General features: G+C 52.2%; 30 protein-coding genes and 1 tRNA gene. 13 read left to right on the top strand and 18 right to left on the bottom strand.

Features of this window, described 5'->3' with window-relative positions; all coding sequences use genetic code 11:
* Positions 1-29: 29 nt before the first annotated feature.
* The 9 genes from ACN0RL_RS17330 to ACN0RL_RS17290 form a co-directional block, all read right to left on the bottom strand.
* Positions 30-662, bottom strand: a complete 633-nt coding sequence (locus ACN0RL_RS17330) for a sigma factor-like helix-turn-helix DNA-binding protein (RefSeq protein WP_417519103.1) — start codon at positions 660-662, stop codon at positions 30-32.
* Between the two features lie 85 nt (positions 663-747).
* Positions 748-1,677, bottom strand: coding sequence for a metallophosphoesterase (locus ACN0RL_RS17325; protein ID WP_417519101.1), 930 nt, complete (start codon positions 1,675-1,677; stop codon positions 748-750).
* A gap of 21 nt (positions 1,678-1,698) precedes the next feature.
* Entirely contained in the window at positions 1,699-2,346 is a 648-nt protein-coding gene (locus ACN0RL_RS17320) for a hypothetical protein (RefSeq protein WP_417519099.1), read from the bottom strand.
* Positions 2,347-2,348: 2 nt separating this feature from the next.
* Complete coding sequence (locus ACN0RL_RS17315) at positions 2,349-2,600, bottom strand: hypothetical protein (RefSeq protein WP_417519097.1); 252 nt, start codon at positions 2,598-2,600, stop codon at positions 2,349-2,351.
* 102 nt (positions 2,601-2,702) lie between these two features.
* Positions 2,703-3,059 carry a hypothetical protein gene (locus ACN0RL_RS17310; RefSeq protein ID WP_417519096.1) on the bottom strand — a complete coding sequence of 119 codons (357 nt, stop codon included), beginning with the start codon at positions 3,057-3,059 and terminating at the stop codon, positions 2,703-2,705.
* A gap of 99 nt (positions 3,060-3,158) precedes the next feature.
* On the bottom strand, positions 3,159-3,332 hold the full coding sequence (locus ACN0RL_RS17305; RefSeq protein WP_417519094.1) for a hypothetical protein: 174 nt from the start codon (positions 3,330-3,332) through the stop codon (positions 3,159-3,161).
* A 24-nt stretch (positions 3,333-3,356) separates the two neighbouring features.
* Positions 3,357-4,358, bottom strand: coding sequence for a helix-turn-helix transcriptional regulator (locus ACN0RL_RS17300; RefSeq protein ID WP_417519092.1), 1,002 nt, complete (start codon positions 4,356-4,358; stop codon positions 3,357-3,359).
* A 193-nt stretch (positions 4,359-4,551) separates the two neighbouring features.
* Positions 4,552-4,770 carry a hypothetical protein gene (locus ACN0RL_RS17295; protein WP_417519090.1) on the bottom strand — a complete coding sequence of 73 codons (219 nt, stop codon included), beginning with the start codon at positions 4,768-4,770 and terminating at the stop codon, positions 4,552-4,554.
* Between the two features lie 82 nt (positions 4,771-4,852).
* Positions 4,853-5,119, bottom strand: coding sequence for a hypothetical protein (locus ACN0RL_RS17290; RefSeq protein WP_417519088.1), 267 nt, complete (start codon positions 5,117-5,119; stop codon positions 4,853-4,855).
* Between the two features lie 141 nt (positions 5,120-5,260).
* Between ACN0RL_RS17290 and ACN0RL_RS17285 the strand changes: the two genes are divergently transcribed.
* The 5 genes from ACN0RL_RS17285 to ACN0RL_RS17265 all read left to right on the top strand — a co-directional run bounded on the left by ACN0RL_RS17285 (position 5,261) and on the right by ACN0RL_RS17265 (position 8,334).
* Complete coding sequence (locus ACN0RL_RS17285) at positions 5,261-5,686, top strand: hypothetical protein (RefSeq protein WP_417519086.1); 426 nt, start codon at positions 5,261-5,263, stop codon at positions 5,684-5,686.
* 185 nt (positions 5,687-5,871) lie between these two features.
* The gene (locus ACN0RL_RS17280) at positions 5,872-6,072 is read left to right on the top strand and encodes a hypothetical protein (protein ID WP_417519084.1); all 201 of its coding nucleotides are present in this window, start codon (positions 5,872-5,874) and stop codon (positions 6,070-6,072) included.
* Between the two features lie 88 nt (positions 6,073-6,160).
* A complete protein-coding gene (locus tag ACN0RL_RS17275; protein ID WP_417519082.1) occupies positions 6,161-6,592 on the top strand; it encodes a hypothetical protein in 432 nt (143 codons plus the stop codon).
* Positions 6,593-6,826: 234 nt separating this feature from the next.
* Positions 6,827-7,057 carry a DNA-binding protein gene (locus tag ACN0RL_RS17270; protein WP_417519080.1) on the top strand — a complete coding sequence of 77 codons (231 nt, stop codon included), beginning with the start codon at positions 6,827-6,829 and terminating at the stop codon, positions 7,055-7,057.
* A complete protein-coding gene (locus ACN0RL_RS17265; protein WP_417519078.1) occupies positions 7,054-8,334 on the top strand; it encodes an Arm DNA-binding domain-containing protein in 1,281 nt (426 codons plus the stop codon). Before ACN0RL_RS17270 ends, ACN0RL_RS17265 begins: the two co-directional genes overlap by 4 nt.
* Positions 8,335-8,375: 41 nt before the next feature.
* On the opposite strand, the gene ACN0RL_RS17260 is transcribed toward ACN0RL_RS17265, so the two are convergent.
* Positions 8,376-8,466 (bottom strand) — tRNA-Ser (locus tag ACN0RL_RS17260).
* 213 nt (positions 8,467-8,679) lie between these two features.
* Between ACN0RL_RS17260 and ACN0RL_RS17255 the strand changes: the two genes are divergently transcribed.
* Together ACN0RL_RS17255 and ACN0RL_RS17250 are read left to right on the top strand one after the other, a co-directional pair.
* Positions 8,680-9,210: an isochorismatase family protein gene (locus tag ACN0RL_RS17255; protein ID WP_417519076.1), complete on the top strand. Its 531-nt coding sequence runs from the start codon at positions 8,680-8,682 to the stop codon at positions 9,208-9,210.
* Positions 9,211-9,289: 79 nt separating this feature from the next.
* On the top strand, positions 9,290-9,940 hold the full coding sequence (locus ACN0RL_RS17250) for a cupin domain-containing protein (protein ID WP_417519074.1): 651 nt from the start codon (positions 9,290-9,292) through the stop codon (positions 9,938-9,940).
* A 29-nt stretch (positions 9,941-9,969) separates the two neighbouring features.
* Here ACN0RL_RS17250 and ACN0RL_RS17245 read toward each other — a convergent pair whose 3' ends face one another.
* From ACN0RL_RS17245 to ACN0RL_RS17220, 6 genes are all read right to left on the bottom strand, one after another.
* Positions 9,970-10,515, bottom strand: a complete 546-nt coding sequence (locus ACN0RL_RS17245) for a lipocalin family protein (protein ID WP_417519072.1) — start codon at positions 10,513-10,515, stop codon at positions 9,970-9,972.
* A gap of 128 nt (positions 10,516-10,643) precedes the next feature.
* The gene (locus tag ACN0RL_RS17240) at positions 10,644-10,994 is read right to left on the bottom strand and encodes a hypothetical protein (protein WP_417519070.1); all 351 of its coding nucleotides are present in this window, start codon (positions 10,992-10,994) and stop codon (positions 10,644-10,646) included.
* A gap of 86 nt (positions 10,995-11,080) precedes the next feature.
* Positions 11,081-12,004, bottom strand: coding sequence for a LysR family transcriptional regulator (locus tag ACN0RL_RS17235; protein ID WP_417519068.1), 924 nt, complete (start codon positions 12,002-12,004; stop codon positions 11,081-11,083).
* Between the two features lie 12 nt (positions 12,005-12,016).
* Positions 12,017-13,204 carry an MFS transporter gene (locus ACN0RL_RS17230; RefSeq protein ID WP_417519066.1) on the bottom strand — a complete coding sequence of 396 codons (1,188 nt, stop codon included), beginning with the start codon at positions 13,202-13,204 and terminating at the stop codon, positions 12,017-12,019.
* Positions 13,205-13,207: 3 nt separating this feature from the next.
* Positions 13,208-14,035 carry a CheR family methyltransferase gene (locus ACN0RL_RS17225; RefSeq protein ID WP_417519064.1) on the bottom strand — a complete coding sequence of 276 codons (828 nt, stop codon included), beginning with the start codon at positions 14,033-14,035 and terminating at the stop codon, positions 13,208-13,210.
* A 42-nt stretch (positions 14,036-14,077) separates the two neighbouring features.
* Positions 14,078-15,007, bottom strand: a complete 930-nt coding sequence (locus ACN0RL_RS17220) for a chemotaxis protein CheV (RefSeq protein ID WP_417519062.1) — start codon at positions 15,005-15,007, stop codon at positions 14,078-14,080.
* 188 nt (positions 15,008-15,195) lie between these two features.
* Here ACN0RL_RS17220 and flgA point away from each other — a divergent pair, with 188 nt between their 5' ends.
* The 3 genes from flgA (at position 15,196) to ACN0RL_RS17205 (ending at position 16,913) form a co-directional block, all read left to right on the top strand.
* Entirely contained in the window at positions 15,196-15,897 is a 702-nt protein-coding gene (gene flgA, locus ACN0RL_RS17215; RefSeq protein WP_417519060.1) for a flagellar basal body P-ring formation chaperone FlgA, read from the top strand.
* Between the two features lie 211 nt (positions 15,898-16,108).
* Entirely contained in the window at positions 16,109-16,435 is a 327-nt protein-coding gene (flgM, locus tag ACN0RL_RS17210) for a flagellar biosynthesis anti-sigma factor FlgM (RefSeq protein WP_417519058.1), read from the top strand.
* A gap of 7 nt (positions 16,436-16,442) precedes the next feature.
* Entirely contained in the window at positions 16,443-16,913 is a 471-nt protein-coding gene (locus ACN0RL_RS17205; RefSeq protein WP_417519056.1) for a flagella synthesis protein FlgN, read from the top strand.
* On the opposite strand, the gene ACN0RL_RS17200 is transcribed toward ACN0RL_RS17205, so the two are convergent.
* Positions 16,914-17,651 (bottom strand): pilus assembly protein PilB, encoded by a 738-nt coding sequence (locus tag ACN0RL_RS17200; RefSeq protein WP_417519054.1) that lies wholly within the window; start codon positions 17,649-17,651, stop codon positions 16,914-16,916. It lies immediately after the preceding gene.
* Positions 17,652-17,867: 216 nt separating this feature from the next.
* Here ACN0RL_RS17200 and ACN0RL_RS17195 point away from each other — a divergent pair, with 216 nt between their 5' ends.
* The 3 genes from ACN0RL_RS17195 to ACN0RL_RS17185 all read left to right on the top strand — a co-directional run bounded on the left by ACN0RL_RS17195 (position 17,868) and on the right by ACN0RL_RS17185 (position 20,934).
* Entirely contained in the window at positions 17,868-18,479 is a 612-nt protein-coding gene (locus ACN0RL_RS17195) for a peptidylprolyl isomerase (RefSeq protein ID WP_417519052.1), read from the top strand.
* A 22-nt stretch (positions 18,480-18,501) separates the two neighbouring features.
* Positions 18,502-20,226: an FAD-dependent 5-carboxymethylaminomethyl-2-thiouridine(34) oxidoreductase MnmC gene (mnmC, locus tag ACN0RL_RS17190; protein WP_417519050.1), complete on the top strand. Its 1,725-nt coding sequence runs from the start codon at positions 18,502-18,504 to the stop codon at positions 20,224-20,226.
* A 75-nt stretch (positions 20,227-20,301) separates the two neighbouring features.
* Positions 20,302-20,934, top strand: a complete 633-nt coding sequence (locus ACN0RL_RS17185) for a CBS domain-containing protein (RefSeq protein WP_417519048.1) — start codon at positions 20,302-20,304, stop codon at positions 20,932-20,934.
* A 25-nt stretch (positions 20,935-20,959) separates the two neighbouring features.
* Here ACN0RL_RS17185 and ACN0RL_RS17180 read toward each other — a convergent pair whose 3' ends face one another.
* Positions 20,960-23,668 (bottom strand): Calx-beta domain-containing protein, encoded by a 2,709-nt coding sequence (locus ACN0RL_RS17180; protein ID WP_417519046.1) that lies wholly within the window; start codon positions 23,666-23,668, stop codon positions 20,960-20,962.
* Between the last annotated feature and the right edge of the window lie 136 nt (positions 23,669-23,804).

Here is a 23,804-nt window from a genome sequence, read left to right as displayed (position 1 = left end):
ATGCCTTAGTCTCCCTGGCTGATTGTTTACTACATTCTTAGGCCAACAACCTTGACGATCATATATTCGGCGGGGCACTGCACGTTATTCACATCAAACTCACCGACAAGCTCAATCAGACGGCCACTTCTGTACGGATGACGCAATGACCTGATAGCTCGCTTCAACAACCTGCTAACCGTGGTTTGACTGACACCCAGTTGCTGCGCGACATACCACTGATAGGGAATAAACCCAGGCGTAAAGCTGTAACGTTCGTTGCTTCGCAGGCAAAATCTGACTCTTAAAACATCTCGGTATTCCGGACGCATCTCGCTCAATACTTCCTGAACCACCTTATGAACTTTACAGGGATAACATGGCCGTAGATTTAGTTCATCTTCGGGGATATCCACATCGGGAACATCCAGATCGCTGCCGTCGAGATACGCCAGTTTGCTCGCTTTTCGGATTGCTCTTGCACGCTCTATCCAGTCTGTTACCGAATCGTACAACTCCTCTGTCATCGGAGGCGGCGGTTCACGGCGGTTCAAACGCATGTCAGAAACTGTAGTCAGGATATCGGATTTCGCACTGTCGATTTGGTGACGATAATCCGCGACCGTCGCTTTCAGATTTTCTACTTCCCGCTCTCGCGCCCACTGATTTTCCAGCAGCAGCATTTTGGTCCTTTCCAACTCGCGAAGTTGTTCTACCGCCAAACTCAGATCCGATAGTCTGCCCATCCAATTCCCTCGATCGCTGTGTCTAACTTCGACTGACCCAGCAGTATCTGTGGTTATCCAAATACTTTGTGCCATCATGCCTGTAAGCGCACAGCTTTCCACCGTCAGCGTCCACCACGCTGTAATCGAGACAGGCGACATGTTCGTTCAGCGGTGCTGGTTCACCCCTCATCCAATAGTGACCAACGAACACCGGTTTTTCGCCGTCATAGCCGGGCAAGACATCATCTGGGATGGGCTTATGGGGGATTTGATGAATGACCTCCACAGGCACCATCGCAAGGTCTCGATAGGTTATGCCATCCAGATCCCACCACTGGGTACGAATGTTGGTACGCGGGTGGTTGTCTTTGTCACGAAACTGATACCCACTAGGTAAGGAAATTTCCAGACCCTTCAAAACCGTTTCTAAGGCCTCAAAGCCTTCGTTTTCCTCATCAGTCAACTGAACCCATGCCTCGGGACGAATCCGGTTATCGTCATCCGTAAAATTGGACAGGGTTTGAAGATGGCTTGGATGCCAGCAAGCATGGACCACACGAAAGGTGTCCATTTCAAGAAATAGGGGCAAGGTTTTAAACCACTTAATCATCTCTCGATGCAGGTCGCTGTTTTCGCCGACCTGCGCCAGAAACTCGCGATGCTGTTTCAAATTCTTGTCGCTATGGGGGCGAAGGAATTCGTTGGGCTTGTTCGGATCTATTGTAGACCAGGCAACAGCATTGAATTCATGATTTCCCATCACGGCGAGAGCGTTGCCACTTTCAACCATGCTCCGAGCAATCCGAACGGTTTCAACTTGTTCTGGCCCGCGATCTACGAAGTCACCGAGGAAGATAACCTTGCGCTCAGGGTGCTGCCAAACGCCACCGATTTCCTGGTAGTCCATCTTAATCAACAGGGCTTTCAGTTCACTGGCGTAGCCGTGGATATCACCAATCAGATCGTACATCGATACTGCATCCTTCTTCGATTACGGTTGCGCTTCGCGGGTGGTGGATGAAATTACACCCAACGCTTTGCTTCCAGTGACTTGGTTGGGGACTGGCCCTTCACGCTTACCTATCACCTCACCATTGCGAGCTAACAGATAGGCTGCGTCTTTTTTATAATAGAACCAATACTGCTCGATCTTCCCCCAAATTCCAAGGTCTGCGCCGGTTTCGTAGACATGTTCGCGAACCATACACTGGGCGCGGCCCAGTTGTTCGTCGAGGGTCAATCGCCAGACGCCTTTTGGAAAGTTCAGGTACCGCTGGTGCTCACAGACAGCGAGCGCAAACAGGGGCTGACTTTTACGTTTGAACCCGGTATCAACCCAGAGGTATGGCTGAAAGGCCGATTTCTCTTCTGCCAACCGCTTCTTCACGCGGGTTATGCGCTGTTCTGTCAGCGACATCTCCATTCCTGTAACCGTGCATAAAGCCCTTAGGAAGCCTTCACTGCTGTATTTGAAGTCGAAACCGACATCGTTTAAACCGAACTCATCACTGTCCAACACGTTTTGAAGGCGTTCGAGGTTGGCGGAGGTTGCCTTGGGATAGCCCATACCCTTTAGGATATCTTCAGGGTGCATGGCGGCTGCGCGGATCACCAAATCGGTTTTGAAGTTATCGATCATCGCTATTCCTCCCCGAGTAGTTTGAATGCGAGGGTCAGCCTACTGACATCGAAGTGTGCGCCGTCAAAAAAACACTTCGAGACTTCTTCGACCAGTGCTTGGTCGAGACTTAATCCCTCAGCTAATCTCTCCGTCACTGCTTCCGCAACGTAGTCGTACTCATCGAAGCAATCGTTTTCTCGGCAGCAGGTGTTCATGGGGTCGGCGTCGAACAGTGCCTTGGAAACTTGTTGTGCGGTTAAGCGTACGCTCATAAGACCCTCCTGGTTGATATGGTTATTATGCAAGGAGGATGCGACAGATGATGTCGGCTTATGGTTAATAGTCTGTTTGGCGAGGGGGTTTGGAATAACTGGCTAGCCCGCCCAATTAACCAGATGTTGTTCATCCCAGATCTCGGCAGAGTATTCGTCAAAAGAGATGAGAATGACTGATGTGCCTAAAAATGCGTGTTTTGCTAAGGGTTGGGGAATAGATACCGGCTCGTATTCATCAAGAGGAAAGACGTTACCCAGCGTAATTCTTTTAAATCGCCTAGCCTCTTGACTGGAATTGGGCAGCGCTTCAATTTGTGGGCGTAACTCGTCCCATTTCAGCCCGGAGTACACAAGCAATCCCGGCCTGTCTGGTGAGGCTGTGATTGCTAACGGTCCTTCTATCAGTGCTTTGAGCTCTGATGAAAGGGTGGACACTGAGATACGATTGAGCAGCAAGCTCCCCTTATCTGGCAGTTGCCTGAGCTCGACCCGATAGGCGCTCTGCCAACTTTCCTGAACAGATCTTGTCTTGTCATTGACGTGCCCTCGGTTTGTTCACTGCACAAAGCCATTGTCGTAAAAATTTGCATAATGGACGGCTGTATCACCAGTCAACTTGCCAATTCCTTCCACGAAAGGAAGGACACTGGTTCGGTTTGAATCTGTTTCATCCAGTTCCCATGGCGATTCCAATACAACGATGGCCCGCCTGGATAGATAACGACTCATTCTGCGCTCCCCATAAATTAACGATTAAACCTTGGAACAAATCCTCTGCAGCCCACTCTCCAAGGTCCTTGCCGTTTCTTCTTTCAACCAATCGGGTTCCAAAATATCAAGGTGCACGGCTTGAGCAGTCAGCCACCAACGCAGGTCTTGGGTATCGCCCACAGTCACGGCAATCTCAAAGGTTGTGTCATTGATCTCTGTGGTGATCTGATCAAAGCCTAAGGGCGACTCGATAAGATGGTTCAGAGCCGGCTTATCACATCGGAGTTTCAGGTAAACAGGCTCGTTTGATCGCAGAATGCCCATCGCGCCAGAGCGAATGTACAAATCCAGATCGAAATCTTCCGGCCGCTCTAACGGCTCTTCCGACAACTCCCCAGTGGTCGCACGGTGGAGGACCAACTGGCGGATGCCTTCCCTACCCTCGATTGTGCCAATCAGGTAAACGTTAGGATCCCGAAAGATCAGCCCAAAGGGGTGCACGACAATTTTCTCCGGCTCCGGCCAGTTACGGGCCTGGTACGTGAGTTTGCATCGATATTCGCAAAGCAGCGCTTCTGTAACTATTTCGAGCACGTCGGCGTCTATAGCAGGGCGCTGACCTCCTAGCCCTCTGTTGATAACTCGAACCCGGTTTGGCCACTGGCCTAGAGGATTCTTTTCTCTCAGCAGTGTGCGGTGCGCTTCTGCGAAATGGGGTCTCAGGTGCGACAGAGTTCTTGGTGGCAGCATCGGCGATAGGTACGCCCTGGCCAATTCGAAGGTGAGCGCTGCCGGTAAATCCAGCGCCGGAATGATGTCCATAGTGGCATTGCGATCAAACGACCAACGATAGGGTCGAGAGCCTTCATCGACGGTCAGTGGGAAATCCACACTCAGCTTTTCCAGATCCCGTTGGATCGACCGCATGGTCACGCTGAAATCATGTTCTTCAAGCCGCTCTGCCAGCTCCGTCGTAGTTATGGATCTGGGGTGGCGCGGCACCATACGGAGCATGGTGAGATAACGGACGGCGGTGTTTGACATCAAAGGATTCCCTGTCTCGTCGGAACACGATCGTAAAGCGACCAAATATGTCGTCTTACTCTAATCGACAGAGATTATGGAAACTAGGGCCGGCGCTTACTGACCTCTTCTGACGGTTATATCGGGCTGCAAATCAATCGTCGGCACGGATGAGCCCGGTAAGTTGTAGCAGTCAAACATCGGATTCTTCCCCTCATTTTTTTGGGGTTAAGGCCCCATTTTTAACCAGAAAATCCTCCATCGTCTCGCCTGGGATACTTTCGGCATCGCTGTCACCCTCCATCGCGTCAACAATAAATCGTTTAATCAACTGCTCGACGGTGATCCCACAGCGCCTCGCTTCCTCACTGATTTCGTCCACGATGAGCTCACGCTCACCGAATTCAATGTGAAAACAAATTTTCCGACCCAAGAGAAATCCTCCTCATCCTCCGCTATTAAAAACACCCAAAATTGATTGCTTGCGGCCGCGCCACGTTGTCGTAGCATCATTGTCAGTTTCCGGTGCCACTTCTCCATACTCGTAGGAGGAGCCAAAACGGCAGAATGAGTCCCCCGATCAAAAGCGCACCTGGCTTAGGGTCTTCGGAGTAGTTACTAATATCAATCGTGATAGCAACAGCACTGACCCCCAGAATTATATGCATGGGTAGCCCAAGTGTGTCGCCGAGCCATGACCAAAAGAAGGCGCCAATAAACAACAAAAGCAGTGCATTAAGAGAACGATTCAGGAAAACCGGATCAAAAAGATCTTTTAACATTATCGAGCAACCTCTTTAGCACTATGCCTAATCAGCTTACGCCAAATAGCGCCCCCAGCAACCTCCTAGTATTTGCTTGCACCTCGGAAATTCTGTTGTAGATTATCGTTGTAACCCATTTCAGAACGACTGGAGATGACAATGACCTATCTATTGTTGATGTTTACAGGTGGTATTACAGGACTGATTCTCTCAGGACCCGCCGGAGCCATTTTTGGATTAGTCGCAGGATTTGCTGTGAGTTCTTGGGAAACACTGACCGAAGGAGTCAAATCTCTTGAAGGTGACTGCAGTCCCAATGATTATAGTTCCTTTAAAACGGAAAGATTTGATGATGATATTGCCTTGAACCTCGGGTTTAGTAATCTGACCACCTGGAACGATGACACCTATTTGAGCAGCCAACATATCAATCCCGCCACCGGGTTGCCGATGATTGGTGACGGAGTCGGCGGATTCGATATTGCGGGCAACCCATATGGGATGGATTGGTCCAGTGACGATATGGATTCGGGGTTTATGTCATCGGATAACATCTTTAACGCATCAGATGACCCGTTTGCTTGATGCTGCAGTCGGCTCTCAGGTAAAAAGACCCCTATCAATTTTTCAATGTATTTCTAATATCTCATTTCTCGAAGCACCCCATTGAATTTGAGCCTTATATACTTTATTGCGGCTCAGTCATTTTGATGTACTGTCGATAATGACATCGAGCCATTTTCTCGAAAATTTGTAGAAGGGATAAGATCATGACAGACATCAATAGACTAGTTAAAGAGATCGTAAATAAAGCGGAAAAATCTGATGACTTCTACGAGGTAGAGGTTTCCGTTCATGTTCGTCTGGCTGGTGGTTTGCGAAGCGAATTTTTCCGCGCCCAATCTCAATGTCCTCTTGAACCAAAAGATGACTCAGATATCGATTACAAAAATCCTGTTAAATGGATGTGAAACATAAGACTAAACTCAGTTCAACTCTTTATGCAATTTCCTTAAAGCTAACTATATTTTAAATATTTAATATCAGGATAAATAAATTATGTTAATGAACACATTTACGATTTGGTCCTGTAGTGAGCATCTCCGTATCATTTCTGAAAACCATCTTTTTAAGAATTATAAGCACCAATTTCTATGGCCGGAAAAGTTCAAGGCTCACCAGCGGTGGATTGAGCAAAAAGAACCACATGCCGGCATAAAACGCTCTTACCTATCAGCTAAGACTGAGGACAATCTCCAACACCTGAAAAACTTTGGCACCTTAGTGGTATATATCGACTCTGCTTATAAAAAACTTGGTTTTAACGAAGACTCCACAATCATCGTTAACGGTGTTAATTCAATCCGAGCTTGTGCCGTGGCAATGACGTTTGTCGCAAACCAACTCGCATCTGACGATCTCCCTCGCCAATCGAGCCTTACCCTTCTCCCAAATACGAAAAAAAATTTAAGCAAGTCAGTCATTAATTAATAAAGCACGCCTGCATACTCAAAGAAGGAGCTCATCATGAAAGTATGTTGTCAAGCTCTCTAACATCGGATTTACCTTAATTTGACGTCACAAAAATGAGTTGTAAATCATTAAATTGGTATTGTGATTCAGCATCTGAGAGCGAGGTTCATCACCAAAGGGACAGAATGCTGCAAAGTCCTTCCGAGCTCTCCGGAAGATCACCTAAACCAATACAATGAAAGAGCAATAGATATGAATGTAGAGATTGAGAGTTCCAGCAAAATTGTTCTGCCGGCCCTGAGTCCCGGGCGCTGGGTTCGCCCGAACCTTCTCTTGGTCTTGTTCGGGATTAATGCTGAACAAGCCAGGAAATATCGCGACCGTGGTTTCTGGTTGGAAAACAAACACTGGCGATTTGATCCGATTCGCCGTGTGGTATACAACCCCACCGAAATCGAAAACTGGTTTGAGGGCAAGCTGTGACAACGAAAGAAAAGTCATTGGCACTGCCTAAAGGCGTTGAAATCCATGGCAATAAGCTGCGGATTTCATTCCAATACGCAGGTATGCGATGCCGGGAGCCTATTACCGGCATCGCGAAAATAACGAAGTCGAGCATTGCTTATGCTGAGAACAAACGTACTTTGATACTGACTGAAATCAAAGAAAACCGATTTGACTACGCCACACATTTTCCGAACTCTAAAAACGCCACGCTCTTCAGTGGATGGGGTGGTCGGGACCTAAGCAAACTGGTTTCAGAGTGCATTGATGAGTGGCTTCCAAAGCAAAAAGTACGAAAGTCGCCGAGCACATACAGAAATTACAAATCGAAATCAAAACACGTTAAGACGAAATGGCCACGGCGTAAAATTGCAGACATAACAAAAACTGAGATAGAGATATTTCAAACTGAGCTTCTGCAAAAAGGATTGGCACCGAAAACAGTGAACGACGTCTTCACTGTTGTACGCGGAATTTGGACGGATTCTTTTCATGACGGCATACTCCAAACGAATCCGCTGGAGCGTATCCCAAACGTGGAACGTGACGAGTATTTCGATTTCGCGGATCCATTCACTCTGCAGGAGCTGGAGCGCATTCAATCGGTCAAAACAATGCGGCAACAGGACATTAATTTGGTCATGTTCGCATGCTGGTGTGGCCTGTCTTCATCCGAGTTGATTGCGCTTTCTTGGGACGACGTGGATATAGTCGACTGGGTGATTTACGTGCGCCGTGCATACGTCGAAGGAGAGTACAAAGCGCCAAAGGTAAAATCGCGCTTACGTCGAGTGGAGCTTGTCGAACCAGCAAAACAGTGGCTCAAGCGTCAGCAGGCAGCGACTTACTTGTTACCACCATCCATTATTAAGGTCCGTCAGCGGGACAATGTGACATTCAAAGAGGACACTGTTCGACTCGTGTTCCGAAATGGGCAGAGTAATCAACCATGGAGCAGCATCAGTTTGCACCGGTGGTTTACCGGTCATCTCCGGCGGGCCAAGGTCCGCCACCGCGGACCGAACCAATGCAGACACACGTTTGCCAGCCGAATGTTATCAAACTATGTAAGTTTGGAATGGGTGGCTCGCCAACTGGGACACGTGGACACGACGATGGTAAAAAAACACTATGCTCGTTGGATTCAGTCCGACACACCCAACATGGCCACTCAGGTTTCGCAGATGCTCGGGTTCAAAGCGGACTATAGCGGACAGGAAAAACCGGATTCTGTCCCAATTTTGCCCCAAAAATGAAAAAGGCCCTGATTTTCTATAAGAAAATCAGGGCCTTAGTATGGCGGAGAGAGAGGGATTCGAACCCTCGATACGCTATTAACGTATACACACTTTCCAGGCGTGCGCCTTCAGCCACTCGGCCACCTCTCCAATAACCTGTTTCAAATCAGCTATGTTGTCGCTCATTTGAGGGCGCAAACTTTAATGGTTTTGACGGCGCTTGGCAACTCTCTTGCGGTATATCCGGGTAAAATTTACAGTTTATGCAGATAATTATCTGTATGGTGTTCGCCGCTCTCGCTGCCGGTACCATGGTAGCCCTGTTACTCTGTTCAGAGTGATGACAAGGCCTGGAGGTTTTGAATGCTCATGAAATCGGATCAATCAACCCTGCTACTGATAGACGTTCAGGAAAGGCTGATGCCTGCAATTGCGCACGGGGCGGAGGTGGTCGACCGTTGCACAACCCTGGCGACAATTGCCGGGCTTCTGGATATACCCGTGCTGGCCACCGAGCAGCTGCCGGACAAGCTTGGGCCGAACATGGAAATCGTCAAAGAGCTGTGCCACCAGACCATCGCCAAATACCATTTTGATGCCTGCCCGGACGGGCTGGTCGAAAATCTCCCCGAAGGTCGGCAACACATTATTATTGCCGGCTGCGAAACCCATGTGTGCATGATGCAAACGGCGCTGAGCCTGATCGATGCAGGCTATAAAGTATGGGTTGTTGCGGATGCGACTGGCTCCCGTAACGAATTCGACAGGGATGTTGCCCTCGATCGACTCAGTGATAGCGGCGCACGCATTGTCACCGTTGAAATGGTGGCGTTTGAGTGGATGCGACACTGCAAACACCCTGCATTTCGCGATGTGCAGGCTCTGATCAAGTAACTTTAGATCCGTTCATCCAGTCAGGGCTTCGGATCGTAGAGGAGCTCTCGACATTTATGATTTATGAAAGAGGTGCGCAATGCTGAACATGGATTTTGACAGCAGGGTTGTTGTCCGTACCAGCGAGCAGGAGTGGGTCCCCAGCCCGGCAGGTGGAGTTCTCAGAAAACCGCTGGCCAGAGAAGAAGCTGAGCGCGGCCATGCCACCAGCGTTGTGCGTTACGAGCCCGGCGCCTCATTCAAAAGGCACGAACACCCCCTTGGTGAAGAGATACTGGTTCTGGAAGGTGTGTTTTCGGACGAAAACGGTGATTACCCAGCCGGTACCTATTTGCGCAACCCACCAGGAAGCGGTCATGCACCGTTCAGCAAACCTGGCTGCACGCTGCTGGTAAAACTGCATCAGTTCAATGAGCGCGATAAAACCTCTGTTCAGATTGATACACAGAACAGCGAATGGTTGCCAGGAATCGGCGGCCTTGAGGTGATGCCACTACACGAGTTTGAACACGAACATGTAGCGCTGGTTAAATGGCCTGCCAATGAGGTTTTTCAACCCCACAGGCATTTTGGTGGCGAAGAGATCTTTGTGCTTTCCGGGGAGTTCTGCGATGAGCATGGCCGCTATCCCGAGGGCTCCTGGATAAGAAGCCCACATTTGAGCCAGCATCACCCGTTTGTCGAGCAAGAAACCATTATCTGGGTAAAAACCGGCCATTTACCATTCTGACCGGTAGTTACTCTATAGTTACTCTATAGTTACTCTACAGGGCTTTGATCGACAACAACGAGTTCCTCCAGATCAAAGCCCGCCTCAACGGCCGTCTGTCTGAAACGAGCTATCGCTTCTGCGCTGACGTCGGGTGTACGTGAGAGAAACCACAGATAATCCCGATCATAGCCGGTAACATACGCGTACTGGTACTCGTCCTTATCAAGCTCGAAGATAACGTAAGACGCATAGAACGGACCAAAGAACGATACCTTGAGGTGGCCGGTGCCTTCATCCCCCACGAACACCGCCCTGCCCTCGGCAATACTCCATTCGCCAGCCTCGGCATCGAACCCGCGATTGATTACTTTAATACTGTCATCATTCTGCAGTTCGTAATCGGCGCTTACCCTGCTGAGCCCTTCTTCAAATGAGTGATCGAGGCGGGCAATTTCATACCATTTGCCCAGATATTTATCCGTATCGAGCCCGGTTACGGGCTCTATACCTTGCGGCACACCTGTGCAGGCAGCGGTTAGAAAAAACAGCGGTAAAAGAACCAGAAGCTTCAGATGGTTACGTAAAAATACCATGGAAATCTCTCCGCTCGTAAAATCAAGAAAGGCGTCAGGCCGTTATTCTACGCAAGGATTGCTCAAAGAGAAAAAAAGAGCCCCGAAGGGCTCTTGAAGAAGGGGATTGCTTAAGTGCTAACTCTGCCTCACCAGTCCGAAGCTGCCAGAGGCTGATTGATTAGACCACCGTCCTCAGGTTCAACACCGCCCGTCTGTACTTCTGCAGGCACTGCGAATACGTGGTAAGCCTCAGGTCCAAACTGATCCAGAGCAGTATCTACATATTCATAGGTCCTGGGTACGGGCTCCCCTGAAAAAGCTACACGGAATTGCCGTTTCAGTGCAGGGGTTCCCACGTTCAGTGGCTGTTCTACCCAAAGGTAAACGGCTTTGTGCGGGATAATGTATTCGCAACGAACTACCCTGTAACCTTCGGTAAGCGATAAGGTGGTCGGCTCTTTACCCGGTTCAATTCGGAATTTATGGATAGTTTTCATGGCTGCTTCTCCTTTTGGGTTACTGCCTTTTACGTCTCCATAGTGCCGGGGATTAAAGCTCGATAAAATAAGGTTTTGTAATCAATTCACATCGATTTTTTCGATGTATTTCTGGCGTTCCTGAAATCTGTTCGGGCTTCGCAGATTGCCCGGACGCCCTCGTGGTCCAGCCTGCTTCCACGAGTGATAGCGAACAGTTCATCTGTTACATCATCAATAGCCAGAATGTGCTCCACTTCATACTGCCGGCAAACCTCATGCCGAATGACGGTAGGTGCGGCAAAAACACCGAAACCCTCACGCCCGAAAACCTTGATTAATGCACTGTCGTCAACGCGGGCCACAAGGTTCATGCGAACGCCACTCAGTGAAAACCAGTTCATCAGGCGCTCGAAGTAAGGCACATCGGTGGCATTGGCGAGAAAAGGCTCGCCGTTGAGTGATTCCGGCAACCCGGGGCTCAATCTTTGCGCCAGAGCCGGTGCGGCAAAGAGGCTGATACTGGAGCTGGCAATCGGGTGAACGGTCAGATTGGCCTCTTGCTGGATTCCTGGCATGCGATCGGTGAGCACCACATCCAGTTCTTTTCGCTTGAGGCTTAAAATCAGCCCCTGAGTTCGGCCTGTCTGGCATTCAAGCTGAACGGGGCGCTTGATCGCCATAGCTGGCTGCAGAAGGTAATAAACGATAAGTTTGTGGATAGAGGCAGAGATACCGGCTGATAGCGCCAGCGGTCGATCTGCCGGGCCGGAGCGCAAGGTTTCCGTTAACTCTCCGGTCAGGGCGAAAATGTCATCGGCATAACCAAGTGTCAGCCGGCCCAAGTCTGTCAGTACTAGTTTTCGCCGCTCCCGCAGAAACAGGCGACCGCCAACGGAAGCTTCAAAGGTCGCAAGCTGACCACTCAGAGTCTGCGGCGCCAGATCCAGAACATCGCTGGCGCGGGCAATCGAGCCTTCACGGCTTATTACCCAGAAATAGTAAAGGTGGCGCAGATTAAGCTGGTCCATAAATGCCTCAGATTACGAAGGCTCACTGGCTCTGGCTTCTCCGCGGGTTAACCAGATCACCATCAACACACCATGAATGACGAGGAAAGGCACAGCGATCATTACCAGTGCAGACCAGCCAAGCCAGGATAGAATAACGCCCGCCGATAACGCGGCCGTGGCTTGCGAGCCAAATACAAAAATGTCGTTCAACCCCTGCACCCGGAAGCGCTCAGCGTCTGTGTAGCCACGGGGCAACAGAGTGGTGCCGCCCACAAACAGAAAGTTCCAGCCAACACCCAGCAACAGCAGCGCCGACAGATAATGGTGAAAACTGACGCCATTGGCGGCCAGAACAACACACCCAAGATAGGCCAACAATCCGGCGGCCATCATCATAGGTATACCGACAACCCGCGTCAGCCAGCCGCTGATGAGCGAAGGCAGATACATGGCCATAATGTGCAGCTGAATAACCCGCTTCGCATCATCCAGATCATGCCCTGCCATTTCAGTCATGCTCAGTGGCGTTGCAGTCATGATAAAGCTCATAACAGCATAGCCGATGGCGGCAGAGCTTATAGCTGCCCAAACCAGAGGGTTAGCGAGAATTTCCCGCAGCGGCCTGCCACCGCCTGCGTGTTTTTCTCTTACCCGCTCGCCTTTTGCCTGGTACCCCACGCCGAGTATTACCAATGCCGCAAACTGAACACCCGCCAAAGCCAGCCAGCTGGTGAGGAAGGGGTGATCAGCCCCGGCTCCGTTGCCGAATGCGGCAACCTCAGGCCCCAGCCACGCGGCAACCAGTCCGCCGAGCAACACCCGCGCAGCAGCTGAGCCCGCCATGTTATCCGGCACTGATTCCATCGCGGCGAAGCGATACTGGTGAACCACTGCCAACCCGGTCCCACCTACGACAGCAGCCAGGCAAAGCAATGGAAACTGGCCAAGCCAGGAGGCCAGAGCCCCGAGAATACCGGCAAACATTCCCATTGATGCGCCAAGCAGCATCACGCGCTTGCGTCCTAACCTCTCCATCAACCAGGTTGCGGGTTTTATGGCAAGAACGGTCCCCACGACTACGAGCCCCACAGGCAGCGTGGCGAACTCCGGGGCCGAGGCCAGAAGACGCCCCTGAATGCTCCCGATAAATACAATAAAGGGCGCAGTACACATGGCCAGAGCCTGTGCCGCGACGAGCACCCAAACATTAAATGGCATGGCTTACTTTTTCCTGTAAATAATCCCTGGGTGACACTGCACCATCTCATATAAGTCCGGCAATCCGTTAAGTGACTCAGAGGCGCCGAGAATCAGGTAGCCGCCGGGGTTCAGGGTGGCATGAATGCGGGTCAGAATGTCTTTTTTCAGGTCTGCAGAAAAGTAGATCAGCACGTTACGGCACATCACTATGTCGAATTTTCCCAGCATGTAACGCTCGAGCAGGTTCAATTCCTTGAATTCAACCATGCTTTTGATCTGCGGCCGGATCTGCCAGCCGCCGTTTGAGGAGGGCGTAAAAAAATGCTTCTGGCGCTCAGGCGACAGGCCCCGGCCGATGGCGATCATTTCGTATTCACCACGACGCGCGACTTCGAGAACGCTTTTCGATATGTCCGTCGCGGTGATTTTTACATCACGCAGCTTTCCGGGCTTTTGGCGCCTGAACTCATCGACGATCATACTGGCCGAATACGGCTCCTGCCCCGTAGAGCATGCAGCAGACCAGACCCGCAAAGGAGCAAGAGAGGCGCGCGCAGCAAATTCGGGAAGCAGTTTTTCCTGAAGAATACGGAACGGATGATTATCCCGGAACCAGAGAGTTTCGTTGGTGGTCATCGCATCTATAACCACCTCTTTGAGGCTGGCCCGGCCCGGTTTTTTCAGACGCTCCAGCAACTCCCCGAGAGAATTCAGCCCATTATCTTCCAGAATCCTCCGCAACCGGCTTTTCACAAGGTATTGTTTGTTGTCGCCCAACAAAATACCACACGCATCCTGCAGGAACGTTTTGAAGGATTCATATTCCTGTGGCGTAATTTCTGCTTTCATTGGATCTCAGTTCTGAATGAATTGCCCGACAAAGAAGTAGAGTCAGCTCTGATCTACTATTTCCATGATTCGTTCAGCGAGCTCATCAGGGCTGAATTTTGCCATAAAATCGTCCGCCCCGACTTTCTGCACCATCGCCTTATTGAACACACCGCTCAATGAAGTATGAAGCATAACAAACAGCGAGCTGAGTGCGGGGTCGTTTTTGATCCGGGTGACCAGCGTGTAGCCGTCCATTTCAGGCATTTCCACATCGGAGATTATCAGTGACAGGTGATCCTTTCCTGTCGATCCGTCCGCCGTGATTTCTTTAAGGTATTGAAGCGCCTGCTTACCGTCATTCCGGGTGACCACTTCCATTCCGATCGCAGTAAGGCAGCGCTCGATCTGGCGACGCGCCACTGAGGAGTCATCCACTACCAGAACGGGCAAATGCCCCGGAATTCGTTCAGCGCTCCTGTTCCGGATTTCCTCTGTGACATCCTCCCGAAGCGGAGAAACCTCTGAAAGAATCTTCTCTACATCTATGATTTCGGCCAGTTTATCGTCTATTTTTGTGACTGCCGTAAGGTAGATATCCTTACCTGTACCCTTGGGAGGAGGAAGAATATCTTCCCAGTTCATGTTCATGATCCGGTCGACCGCGGTTACCAGAAACCCCTGGGTCTTTCGGTTGTACTCAGTAATGATCACAAAGCTGCTGGATAAGTCTTCCTGCGGAATTCCAGGCAAACCGATGGCCATGCCCAGATCGATAACAGGGATGGTCTCGCCCCGGGTATGCGCCACGCCACGCACAACAGCGCGACTGTTAGGTATGGAAGACAGCTTCGGGCACTGGAGTACTTCCTTGACCTTGAACACGTTGATGCCGTAGATCTGGCGTCCGCGCAAACGGAAAAGAAGAAGCTCAAGGCGATTCTGCCCGACCAGCTGTGTACGCTGGTTAACACTGTCCAATACACCTGCCATCGCAGTCTCCCCTTGCCTGCCGGAAACGCCGGCATGCATTTTGCTGTTCTTTGGAATAAGTTGCCTGGGTGACGGATTAACGTCACCCAAAAACGGATTAATCAGTTTAACGGCCAGTACACCGCAATCCTTAGGTGTTTGCCGCTAATTTTGCCGTTTCACTGACAGCATAGGACAAACCAGAGCATATGCGCACCACGCTTTTAGTCTCGCTCCTGATTATGTCAGCCCTGACCAACTCTGCGCTGGCACAAACAACTGCGAAAGAAATTCGCCTGGCTGCCACATCGTTTCTTGAGGCCTTTGCTCGCACTCAGGCTACAGAGGGCTATCAGATTACCTTTGAGACTGGCAACATTGACAGCAGAATCAACCTCGCACCATGCACAGCTCCGCTTGCGGTTGAATTTACCGGTGACCCCTGGAGAAGCGAACACCCCTCTGTCGAAGTCGCCTGCAGCGGCGAGCGGCCCTGGCGTATGTTCGTAACAACCACGGTTTCGATCAATGGCCCTGCGCTGGTAGCAGCCCGTCCGTTCGGGCGCGGCGAGCGGATAACGCAAGACATGATTAAAACCCGCTCAGTCGTCGTGAATGCCAGTCGGCGCGGAATAATAACCGACGCGGGCCTCATAGAAGGCATGGTTGTGCGCCGGCCCGTAAACAGCGACTCGGTTCTGACCCCGGATCTTCTTGAAGCACCAGACGCCGTTGCGCGGGGCGACCATGTTATTATCACTGCCCGCAGCGGATCTTTTTCGGTTCGTTCCCGGGGCAAAGCCCTGGCAAACGCATCTGTTGGCGAGCAGGTTCTGGTAGAAAATCTGACATCATCGCGAACTGTCAGAGCCAACGTCACTGCTCCCGGGCACGTTGAGGTGCCAATGTAGTTTTCTCGGCGATCCTTGGCAGGCAGATCTTTTCCACCGGCAAAAAACTGCCACCGGATGGCCAGTTCCGCAAACACCCGATAGAAATGTGACGGAATGTTAACAAAAAGTGTCCATCTGACCCTAAAGTATGCCGGCAATGTGCCGTTAAGAAGATATAAACCCGAGTCAGCCCACGTGTGTGCGGCCTAACTGTAGAGCAGGTAACGATATGTCAGTTGACTTAAATGGAATTGGCCAAGGCCAGGTCAACATCCAGAGACCAACGGCCGACAAGCCAGCCACAAGCCAGAACACCGGGCAAACCACACCGGAGCAGGCTAATGCCAAGGCCCAGAGTGCGCGTGGCGAGAACGTTAATCTGAGTAGTCAGGCCAAAAATCTCAAGCAGCTTGAACAGAAGCTGGGGGATTATCCCGAGATGGATGACGAGCGGATTGAAGAGATTCGCTCAGCGCTTGCAAATGGTACTTACAAAGTAGACGCAGAAAAGCTGGCCCAGAAAATGCTTGATATGGATAAAAGCATTTTTGGGTGAGTAAATCATGGCTGCAATTGATGATCTGAAGAACCTTCTGTCCCTGGATATCCGCCAGCTTGATTCTCTGGCGGACATTCTGCAAAAAGAAAACGCTTGCCTTTCTGGCTCCGATGCCAAGGCACTAGAGACATTAACCCGGGAGAAGAATGCCCTTCTGGGTGAGATCAGGGAACGCGCAAAGCAGAAGATCCGCACGCTGGTAGCAATGGGATTCCGCCCGGACAGCGGCGAGCCCTCCCGCTTCATCCGCAGCGCTGGCCTCGACGACCTTTACACACTCTGGCAAAAAGCTGATAAAAAGCTTCGGGAATGCCACACCCTTAATGAAAACAACGGGCGAATTATCAACCACCTGCAGAAACGCCTGACCCGCCTTACAGATATCTTCAGAGGGGCCTCCGGTCAGCAAAAGCTCTACGGCGCCAAGGGACAGCAAACAACTGTCTCAAGCCGCACGGTTCTTGCCAGCGCCTGATCAACGCGTATGGATAGTCATTCTGGAATCGGGGTGGAAGCGGATATTCTGGATACTTACGTTGCCCATGGCAGGGCTGCTCCCAATGCTGACCCGGATATTATCCATACGGATTTCCTCGATACGTTCTGGTAAAGCCAGAGTCAACGCCCCACCCTCACCGACCACGTACCTCGGCTCTCCCTCCCGGTAATACACGCCAGAAATCGAAAAATCCGAATCCAGTACATTGAGTAAAGGAAAAAACACATTAGCGGTGAGCTTCAGGCCCTCAATAATATCAGGCTCTGGCTGACCTTCCCGCTCACCCGCGGCTTCTGCCATACCGGCAACCAGGCTGATGCGTTCAAGCAACGAGCTATCACCCTGCCCAGCGACCGCCGATAATTCGTCTTCGGTCAGTGGCGACATTCCACCTGAATCAAAAAACTCTCCGGCTTCTGCTGCCTGAAACGCACTGGTATTGTTACTCGCGGCAAACGTAACCAGCGGCTGAAATGGCAGAGTTGCCATGGTCACCATCGCCGCAGCACTACGATAACGGGATTGATGCTTCAATACCCGGCTGAGCTCTTTTTCGGTTATCCAACCGGCGGAAATGAACACCTCGCCGAGGCGCTTACCGCTTTCACACTGCTGCCTGAGACCCTCCTCAACCTGGCCCTCAGACAAATAGCCGCGATTGATCAGCAGCCGCCCAAGGCGTGACTTTTCCTCAAATCCTTTACGGAATCTCACTAAACCTCTCCCTTTTTCCATAGTGATTACCGTACAACCCGGCCCGGTGAGTTATCTCGTACGCGCTTGCAAATGAAAGTCTGGCTGCCAGCCGCCAATTCTGTGCAAGCGAGCTTCCCGAACTGCGAATCAAATCTGTTAAGATCGGGATACAATCAACTTCAAGTGATTATTGCAGGAATTACACCTGCCGCTAACCGACTGAGAGCCCCAACGATGATAAATCTGGCAAAACCCCTGAGTAATGTGATCCACGTCGTAGTTATGATTCTCGGCTTATCTTTTTTAACGCTTCCGGCTCATGCCCAGACCGATAGCAAAGATGTCGACGCTGAGCTACCGAAGGTACGGATCCTCACCAGTGAAGGCGCTATCGAGCTGCAACTTCGGCCTGACGTGGCTCCCCAGACGGTTGAGAACTTCCTGCAATATGCCCGGGAAGGTTTTTTTGACGGCACCGTTTTTCACCGGGTTATCCCGGGCTTCATGATCCAGGGCGGCGGTTTTACTGAAGATATGGCACGCAAGGAAACTCGGACGCCGATCAAAAATGAAGCATCGCCAACGCTTCCCAATCTCCGCGGTACAGTTGCCATGGCGAGAACCAATGCCCCCGATTCCGCAACGTCGCAGTTTTTCATCAACGTAGCAAAAAATGATTTTCTGAACGCAGGCGTTCGCGGCGCAGGCTATGCCGTTTTCGCGAAGGTAACAGCAGGTATGGGTGTGGTTGACACCATTGCCGGTGTTCAGACTGCCCGCGTCCGGGGCATGGCCGATGTGCCGGTAAATCCCGTTGTAATCGAGAGCGTTACTTTACTGGAGTAACGGGACACAACAGGACAGCTGAATGACTTCCCCTGCCATTCCGCCAGCCATAGACGCGGCGGAATTGACCTGGCGCGATGATATGCCCGAATCGAAACAATTCGGAGATATCTACTGCAACCGCTATAACGGGCTGGAAAAGTCTCGCAAAGAGCTCATCGAAAGCAACAATCTGCCTGCGCGTTTTGCCGCCGTTCCTGAGGCGGGATCCTTCGTGATTGCAGAGGCCGGCTTCGGCACAGGCCTGACTTTTCTGGCGACATGGCAGGCCTGGCAAACCCATGGGCCTGCCCATGCGGCGACGCTTCACTTTATAGCCGTTGAGCCTTACCCACTGACCCGGCAAGACCTGGAAAGAGCGCTGTCAGCCTGGCCAGAGTTTCGAAACTTATCGAAAGAACTTATATCCAATTATCCACCTCTGGTTCGCGGCGCTCACCGCCTGATCCTGGACGGCGGCCGTATTCGCCTGACACTGTTCTTTGGCAACAAAGACAACGCGTGGGACGAGCTCGATTTCCAGGCTGACGCCTGGCTAGGGGATGATCTTGCACCTTCGGAGAGATCAGTAACACGGGATGCGCCCGGGGCGCCTGGCAAATCGGTCGCTGTTATTGGTGCTGGCATTGCAGGCTGCCTTCTTGCAAACAACCTCGCACAAAGAGGTTATAGCGTTACACTGATAGATTCCGCTGATGAGGCGGGCTCTGCAGCATCCGGTAACCTTCAGGGCGCGATGTACGTAAAGCTTGGTGTGGAGTTTAATCACCAGACTCAGCTTGCCCTGTCTGCACTGACTTTCAGCCAGCGCTATTACAGCCCCTATCGCGGCCAACACTGGCACCCGACAGGCCTGCTGCAACTTGCCTGGAATGAAGGTGAAAAGGATCGCCAGCGGCGGTTTATCGAGCGTAACCGGTACCCGGAAGAAATTCTGCGCGCGGTAACCAGGCAGGAAGCCGAAACACTCACGGACAGTCGCCTTGAGAGTGGTGGGCTATGGTTTCCCTCCAGCGGCTGGCTCGCGCCTGGCGAGCTCTGTAAATCACTCGCTTCGCACCCGGGCATTCACAGAGTTTTTGGCTTTTCAGTTGGGCAGGTGGCTGCCTCCGAAGGCAAGTGGCTCCTGTCCGGCACCGGCAACCCGAACATCCTGGCAGACCGGGTTGTTATATGCGCCGGGCACTTGAGCCCAAAGCTGGTTCCGGGTCCGGGAACATTCCGCTTCAAAGCCATTCGCGGGCAGGTCACGCATATGCCCGCCCCCCTGATTACAAATCCGAAGGCTGTTATCTGTGGCGCCCGCTATTTCAACCCGGCTCAAGGCACCGAGGGCGAGCAACTGGCTGTTATTGGAGCAACGTTTGACCTTCACAGCGACGAACCTGCCCCGACAGCAGAGAGCCACCGTGAGAATATCCGGGAGCTTTCCGCAATGGTTCCGCAAATGCTGTCAGCGGAAATGGCATCCGGTAATCTGCCAGATCAACTGGCGGGGCGCGTCGGCTTCCGTTGCACCACCCATGATTATCAACCCGTTGCCGGGCCGCTCTTCGAAGCAAATGGGCAGGTTCAGGAGGGCATTTACCTTCTGACCGGTTTAGGGAGCAAAGGCTTAACCTATGCACCCCTGCTTGCAGAATTCGTTGCGGACCAGTTAACGCAACAGCCATCGGCACTTCCTGCACAACTGGCAAAAAGAGTGGCTACCGGGCGAATGCACCTGCCAAAAGTGGCGCCTTCGTAATTAATTATTACTAATGCTATGCACTCTCGCGCCGATACACTGTCTGAAAGGTGTCGTCTTCAGAGGGTAATGCAGGTGTCTATTCATGTCAGCGAGCCAGGCCGTCCCGTCGGGACAAGATTGCCGGAAATATTCCGGGGGCGACGCGTGGGTGATGTCAGCGAGCTGACGGAGAGCCAGCCGATCAATCCCCAGCGCGGTGAAGCAACAGACGCCGAGTTTCAGTTAGCAGCTCAGTCGGGCCGACACCGTGCTCTGGAAGAGTACGGCGCGGCCGCAGCGGGTGAACGCAAAGACCAACGGCCTTATTTGCCAGTCTCTTCTATCTGCTCTCCATCACTGTACTCAATACCCGCCTCAGCAACCGTGGGTGAAACGATCACCATGATGGACGAACAAGGCTCCAACCACCTTGTCGTTACCGCCGACACGAACGTTGCCGGGCTCGTAGCACAGCAGTGGCTATTGGCCTGGCTGCACGAAAACCCGACCAATGCCATGAGCCAGAACCTGACCCACATCGAGCTACCGGCATTCCTGACAGCCTCTCCTGAAACCGATGCCCACCAGCTTGCCAGGCTGATGCTGGCACACCAACTTAATGCAGCTCTGGTTGTAGATGCCCAGGGGCAGGCTATTGGCGTTGTCACCAGCACGGACTATCTTCGCCTGTACGCCAGTGCAGGTGGGCAACAAGGCAGCGTTTAGAGTTAACCACCAGGTTTGCCACTCACTAAAGGTTCAGCAACACACCCTCGGGGCTGAACAGCAATATCAACCAGAATGAACCCACCCGTGCCAGGGCCACAATTTCGTCGTCCCGGTAGTTGGCAAGCCGCAGGATTTCCGAGTCACCAGCAATCAGCTGACCACGCCATTCGTTTCGGAACACACTGTTTTCCGCATCCGGTTCAGATTCTGGCACCAATGACACCCGAGAGATAATGCCGGCGCTACTGCCACTGGTGCCAGCGGTACCAGTATAGTCACCACTGGTCTTCCCGGCTGCGACCAGATCACCGGCAAAGCCCGTTAATGCCACGAACCGCTCTTCCGAGACATCCCCGTCATCATTCAGGTTAAACGCGCGGACAAGATCACCAGCGGTGGTATAGCCCAACACGAAGCCGCTTGCGCTGGAGTCGGGCTGACTTGTCAGGCTCAGGCTGTCTTCTTCCTGCTCGACCGTATATTCATTGCTGCCGTTGCCCAGCAACCACAGGGTGCTTCCGTCTACTATACCGCTGGCAATCTGCTCATCCGCGTCTGTACCTCTCTGATATACCATGAGGTTACCGTCACCTGATGCCGTGGTGTAAAAATAGGCGTCCTCGCCCCCCAATGAGGGCTCACCGTTAACGGCACCCCGCGCCGACCCGAACACTGAAGGGCTGATACCCGTCGCACTTGCGCCTGCCACGCGGTCATCTGCAGATGATCCGACCTGCCGTGTCCAGGCCAGCGCCGGAGCGAAGCCGTTTCCATCAGCGAGTGAATCTATCCGTTGCAGAAAACTGTCAAAGCCTCCGGTTGCCGCTTGCCCGGGCCAGACACCATCGGTCTCGCCGGCAATCACAACAAAACCGCTTGCGGTGTTCAGGCCTGCCCAGCGAACCAGGTCATCACCAGTGGTACCCGTGCGGGTCGTCCAGGTTTCAACATACTCACCGCCATTACTTGCTTCGTCGTACCAGTACAGCGAGCTGACAATATCCATACCGCCCTGCTCTGTGGTACCGGCCACGGCTCTATCTGTGCTGTAAGTCACCAAAAGCTCGAAGCGATCAGTCTTGATGTTGTTCTTTGTCACCTCGCGCCTGGCCACGCTGATCATTGGTTCTGGCCCGGATAACTGATCTCCGGCCCCCGACACTTCAAGCATTTGAAGCAAGCCACCTTTCTGGCTGAAAATACCAACCATAACCCTGTCGTTATCCACACTGGCGTATCCGGTCACAAAGATTCTTCCCGCATGACCCACAGTTACATCCGTTGCGACAAAACTGTTTCCGGAGCCGAAAACCAGTGGTGACACAAGCTCGTTGATACTGATACGTAGAGTTTCATCTTCCGCTGCACGAGCATAGTTTTCACGACCGAGCTGAAAGCTCTCGTTCAGGCCCAGCAGGATAAAACGATCATCCAGGCCCGGGTTGGAATAAGTGCCCGGGTCGATAACATTGATCATGAATGTAAGCTCATCCACGCCCTCCGGAAATACAAGCTCATCTCCAGGCAGGCTGGTGCTGAACTCGGTACCCAGCCGGGCGGTGGAGTCGTCTGAATGACCCAGCTTTGCACGGACCGCACCCTCTCGTTCCCCGGTCAGGCGCGCTACGTATGTCCGGGAGCCGCCAACATTCAGCGTATCCCGCGATCCACCAACGATGGTTTCAAGGCTTACTCTCGGCTCATTGTCATCAATCACCAATGTGGTGCGGACACCCCCGTTGGTTTCTCCCAGCCCGGCGAGTCCGGAACGCACTTCCGTGAGGTTCAGCTGCAAGGCCTCCGAAGGCTCGGGAAAGCTATCGTCTACAACCTCCAGACGAATGTAGCACTCTGTAATTCCTGGCTCGAATGTCACAACACCGCCGGTATTAACTCCGGTGTTATCGGCTTCATAGGTCAGGTAGGAAAGGTTTTCCAGTAGGGAATCACTGCCACTGCCCAAAGCCACGATATCCTGCCCCGGGATGGCATCGCCGGCATTGGCTTTGCCATGATCACAACGCTGATCAGGCGCAGTCACGCCAGGATCGCAACTGGATGCGTCGTAATCGGATGTCAGATCGAAAGCAACCGCTACCCGTGTTACCGAAGGCCGGTCGAGCAGTACTTTTACGAAAACCGACCGGGTAGGCAGCGTAAGATCGCGGGTGCCGGAAACAGCACCGTTTGCATCGTAGGTATTGATGGTGAAGCTGTGTTCACCGGGAGTTTCGAGATCGGGCAATTCACAACGCTCCCGGCGAGTATCCGGAATAGTCGGTGATGCGCCCTCTGTAAAAGGATCTGATTCCAATGCGAGTGCGTTGTATTTGACTTCAATATCGAATGGCTGAGCGCCCGCCATCTCGCCGTCTGTGCTCACAAGATTAATGTTTGTCAGCTTACCAAGGTCGGCATCGCCTCGGGCGCCGCCACTGAGGCCTGGCACACCGCGCATGATGACTCCCTGCCGGGCTTTGTTGCTGGTATCTTCAAGAGCCAGCCAGGACGGCGCATTCGTCAGCGTATAATCGAGTATGTCCTCGCCACCGTAAGCACCAAAATTGTAGTAGTACTCCACACCCAGATAGGCAGTCGCCGGTGGTATCCCCAGGATCGTTGGCTGATCCGGATTTTTCTCGGTTTTGCAGCCTGAGGCGGTAAGGGCAAGCAGCAGAACAATGACCACCTGCATAATCATGACAGGGCGGGGAAACAACTCGGCGCGCATGGAAAAATCCGTTTCAGAACGTTGTTGTTATGGCCGTGTGGGCACGCTGGCGCAAACCAGTGATTTACACACCGTTACAGAGCAACGCCATGTTAGCCAGTTTCGGAAACGGGGTATCTGCGCGAGTTCTCAGATT

Source organism: Marinobacter sp. (genome assembly GCF_048259445.1).
Taxonomy (GTDB): Bacteria; Pseudomonadota; Gammaproteobacteria; order Pseudomonadales; family Oleiphilaceae; genus Marinobacter.
Note: the sequence above shows the minus strand (reverse complement) of the source record. Positions and strands in the feature narration are given on the sequence as shown.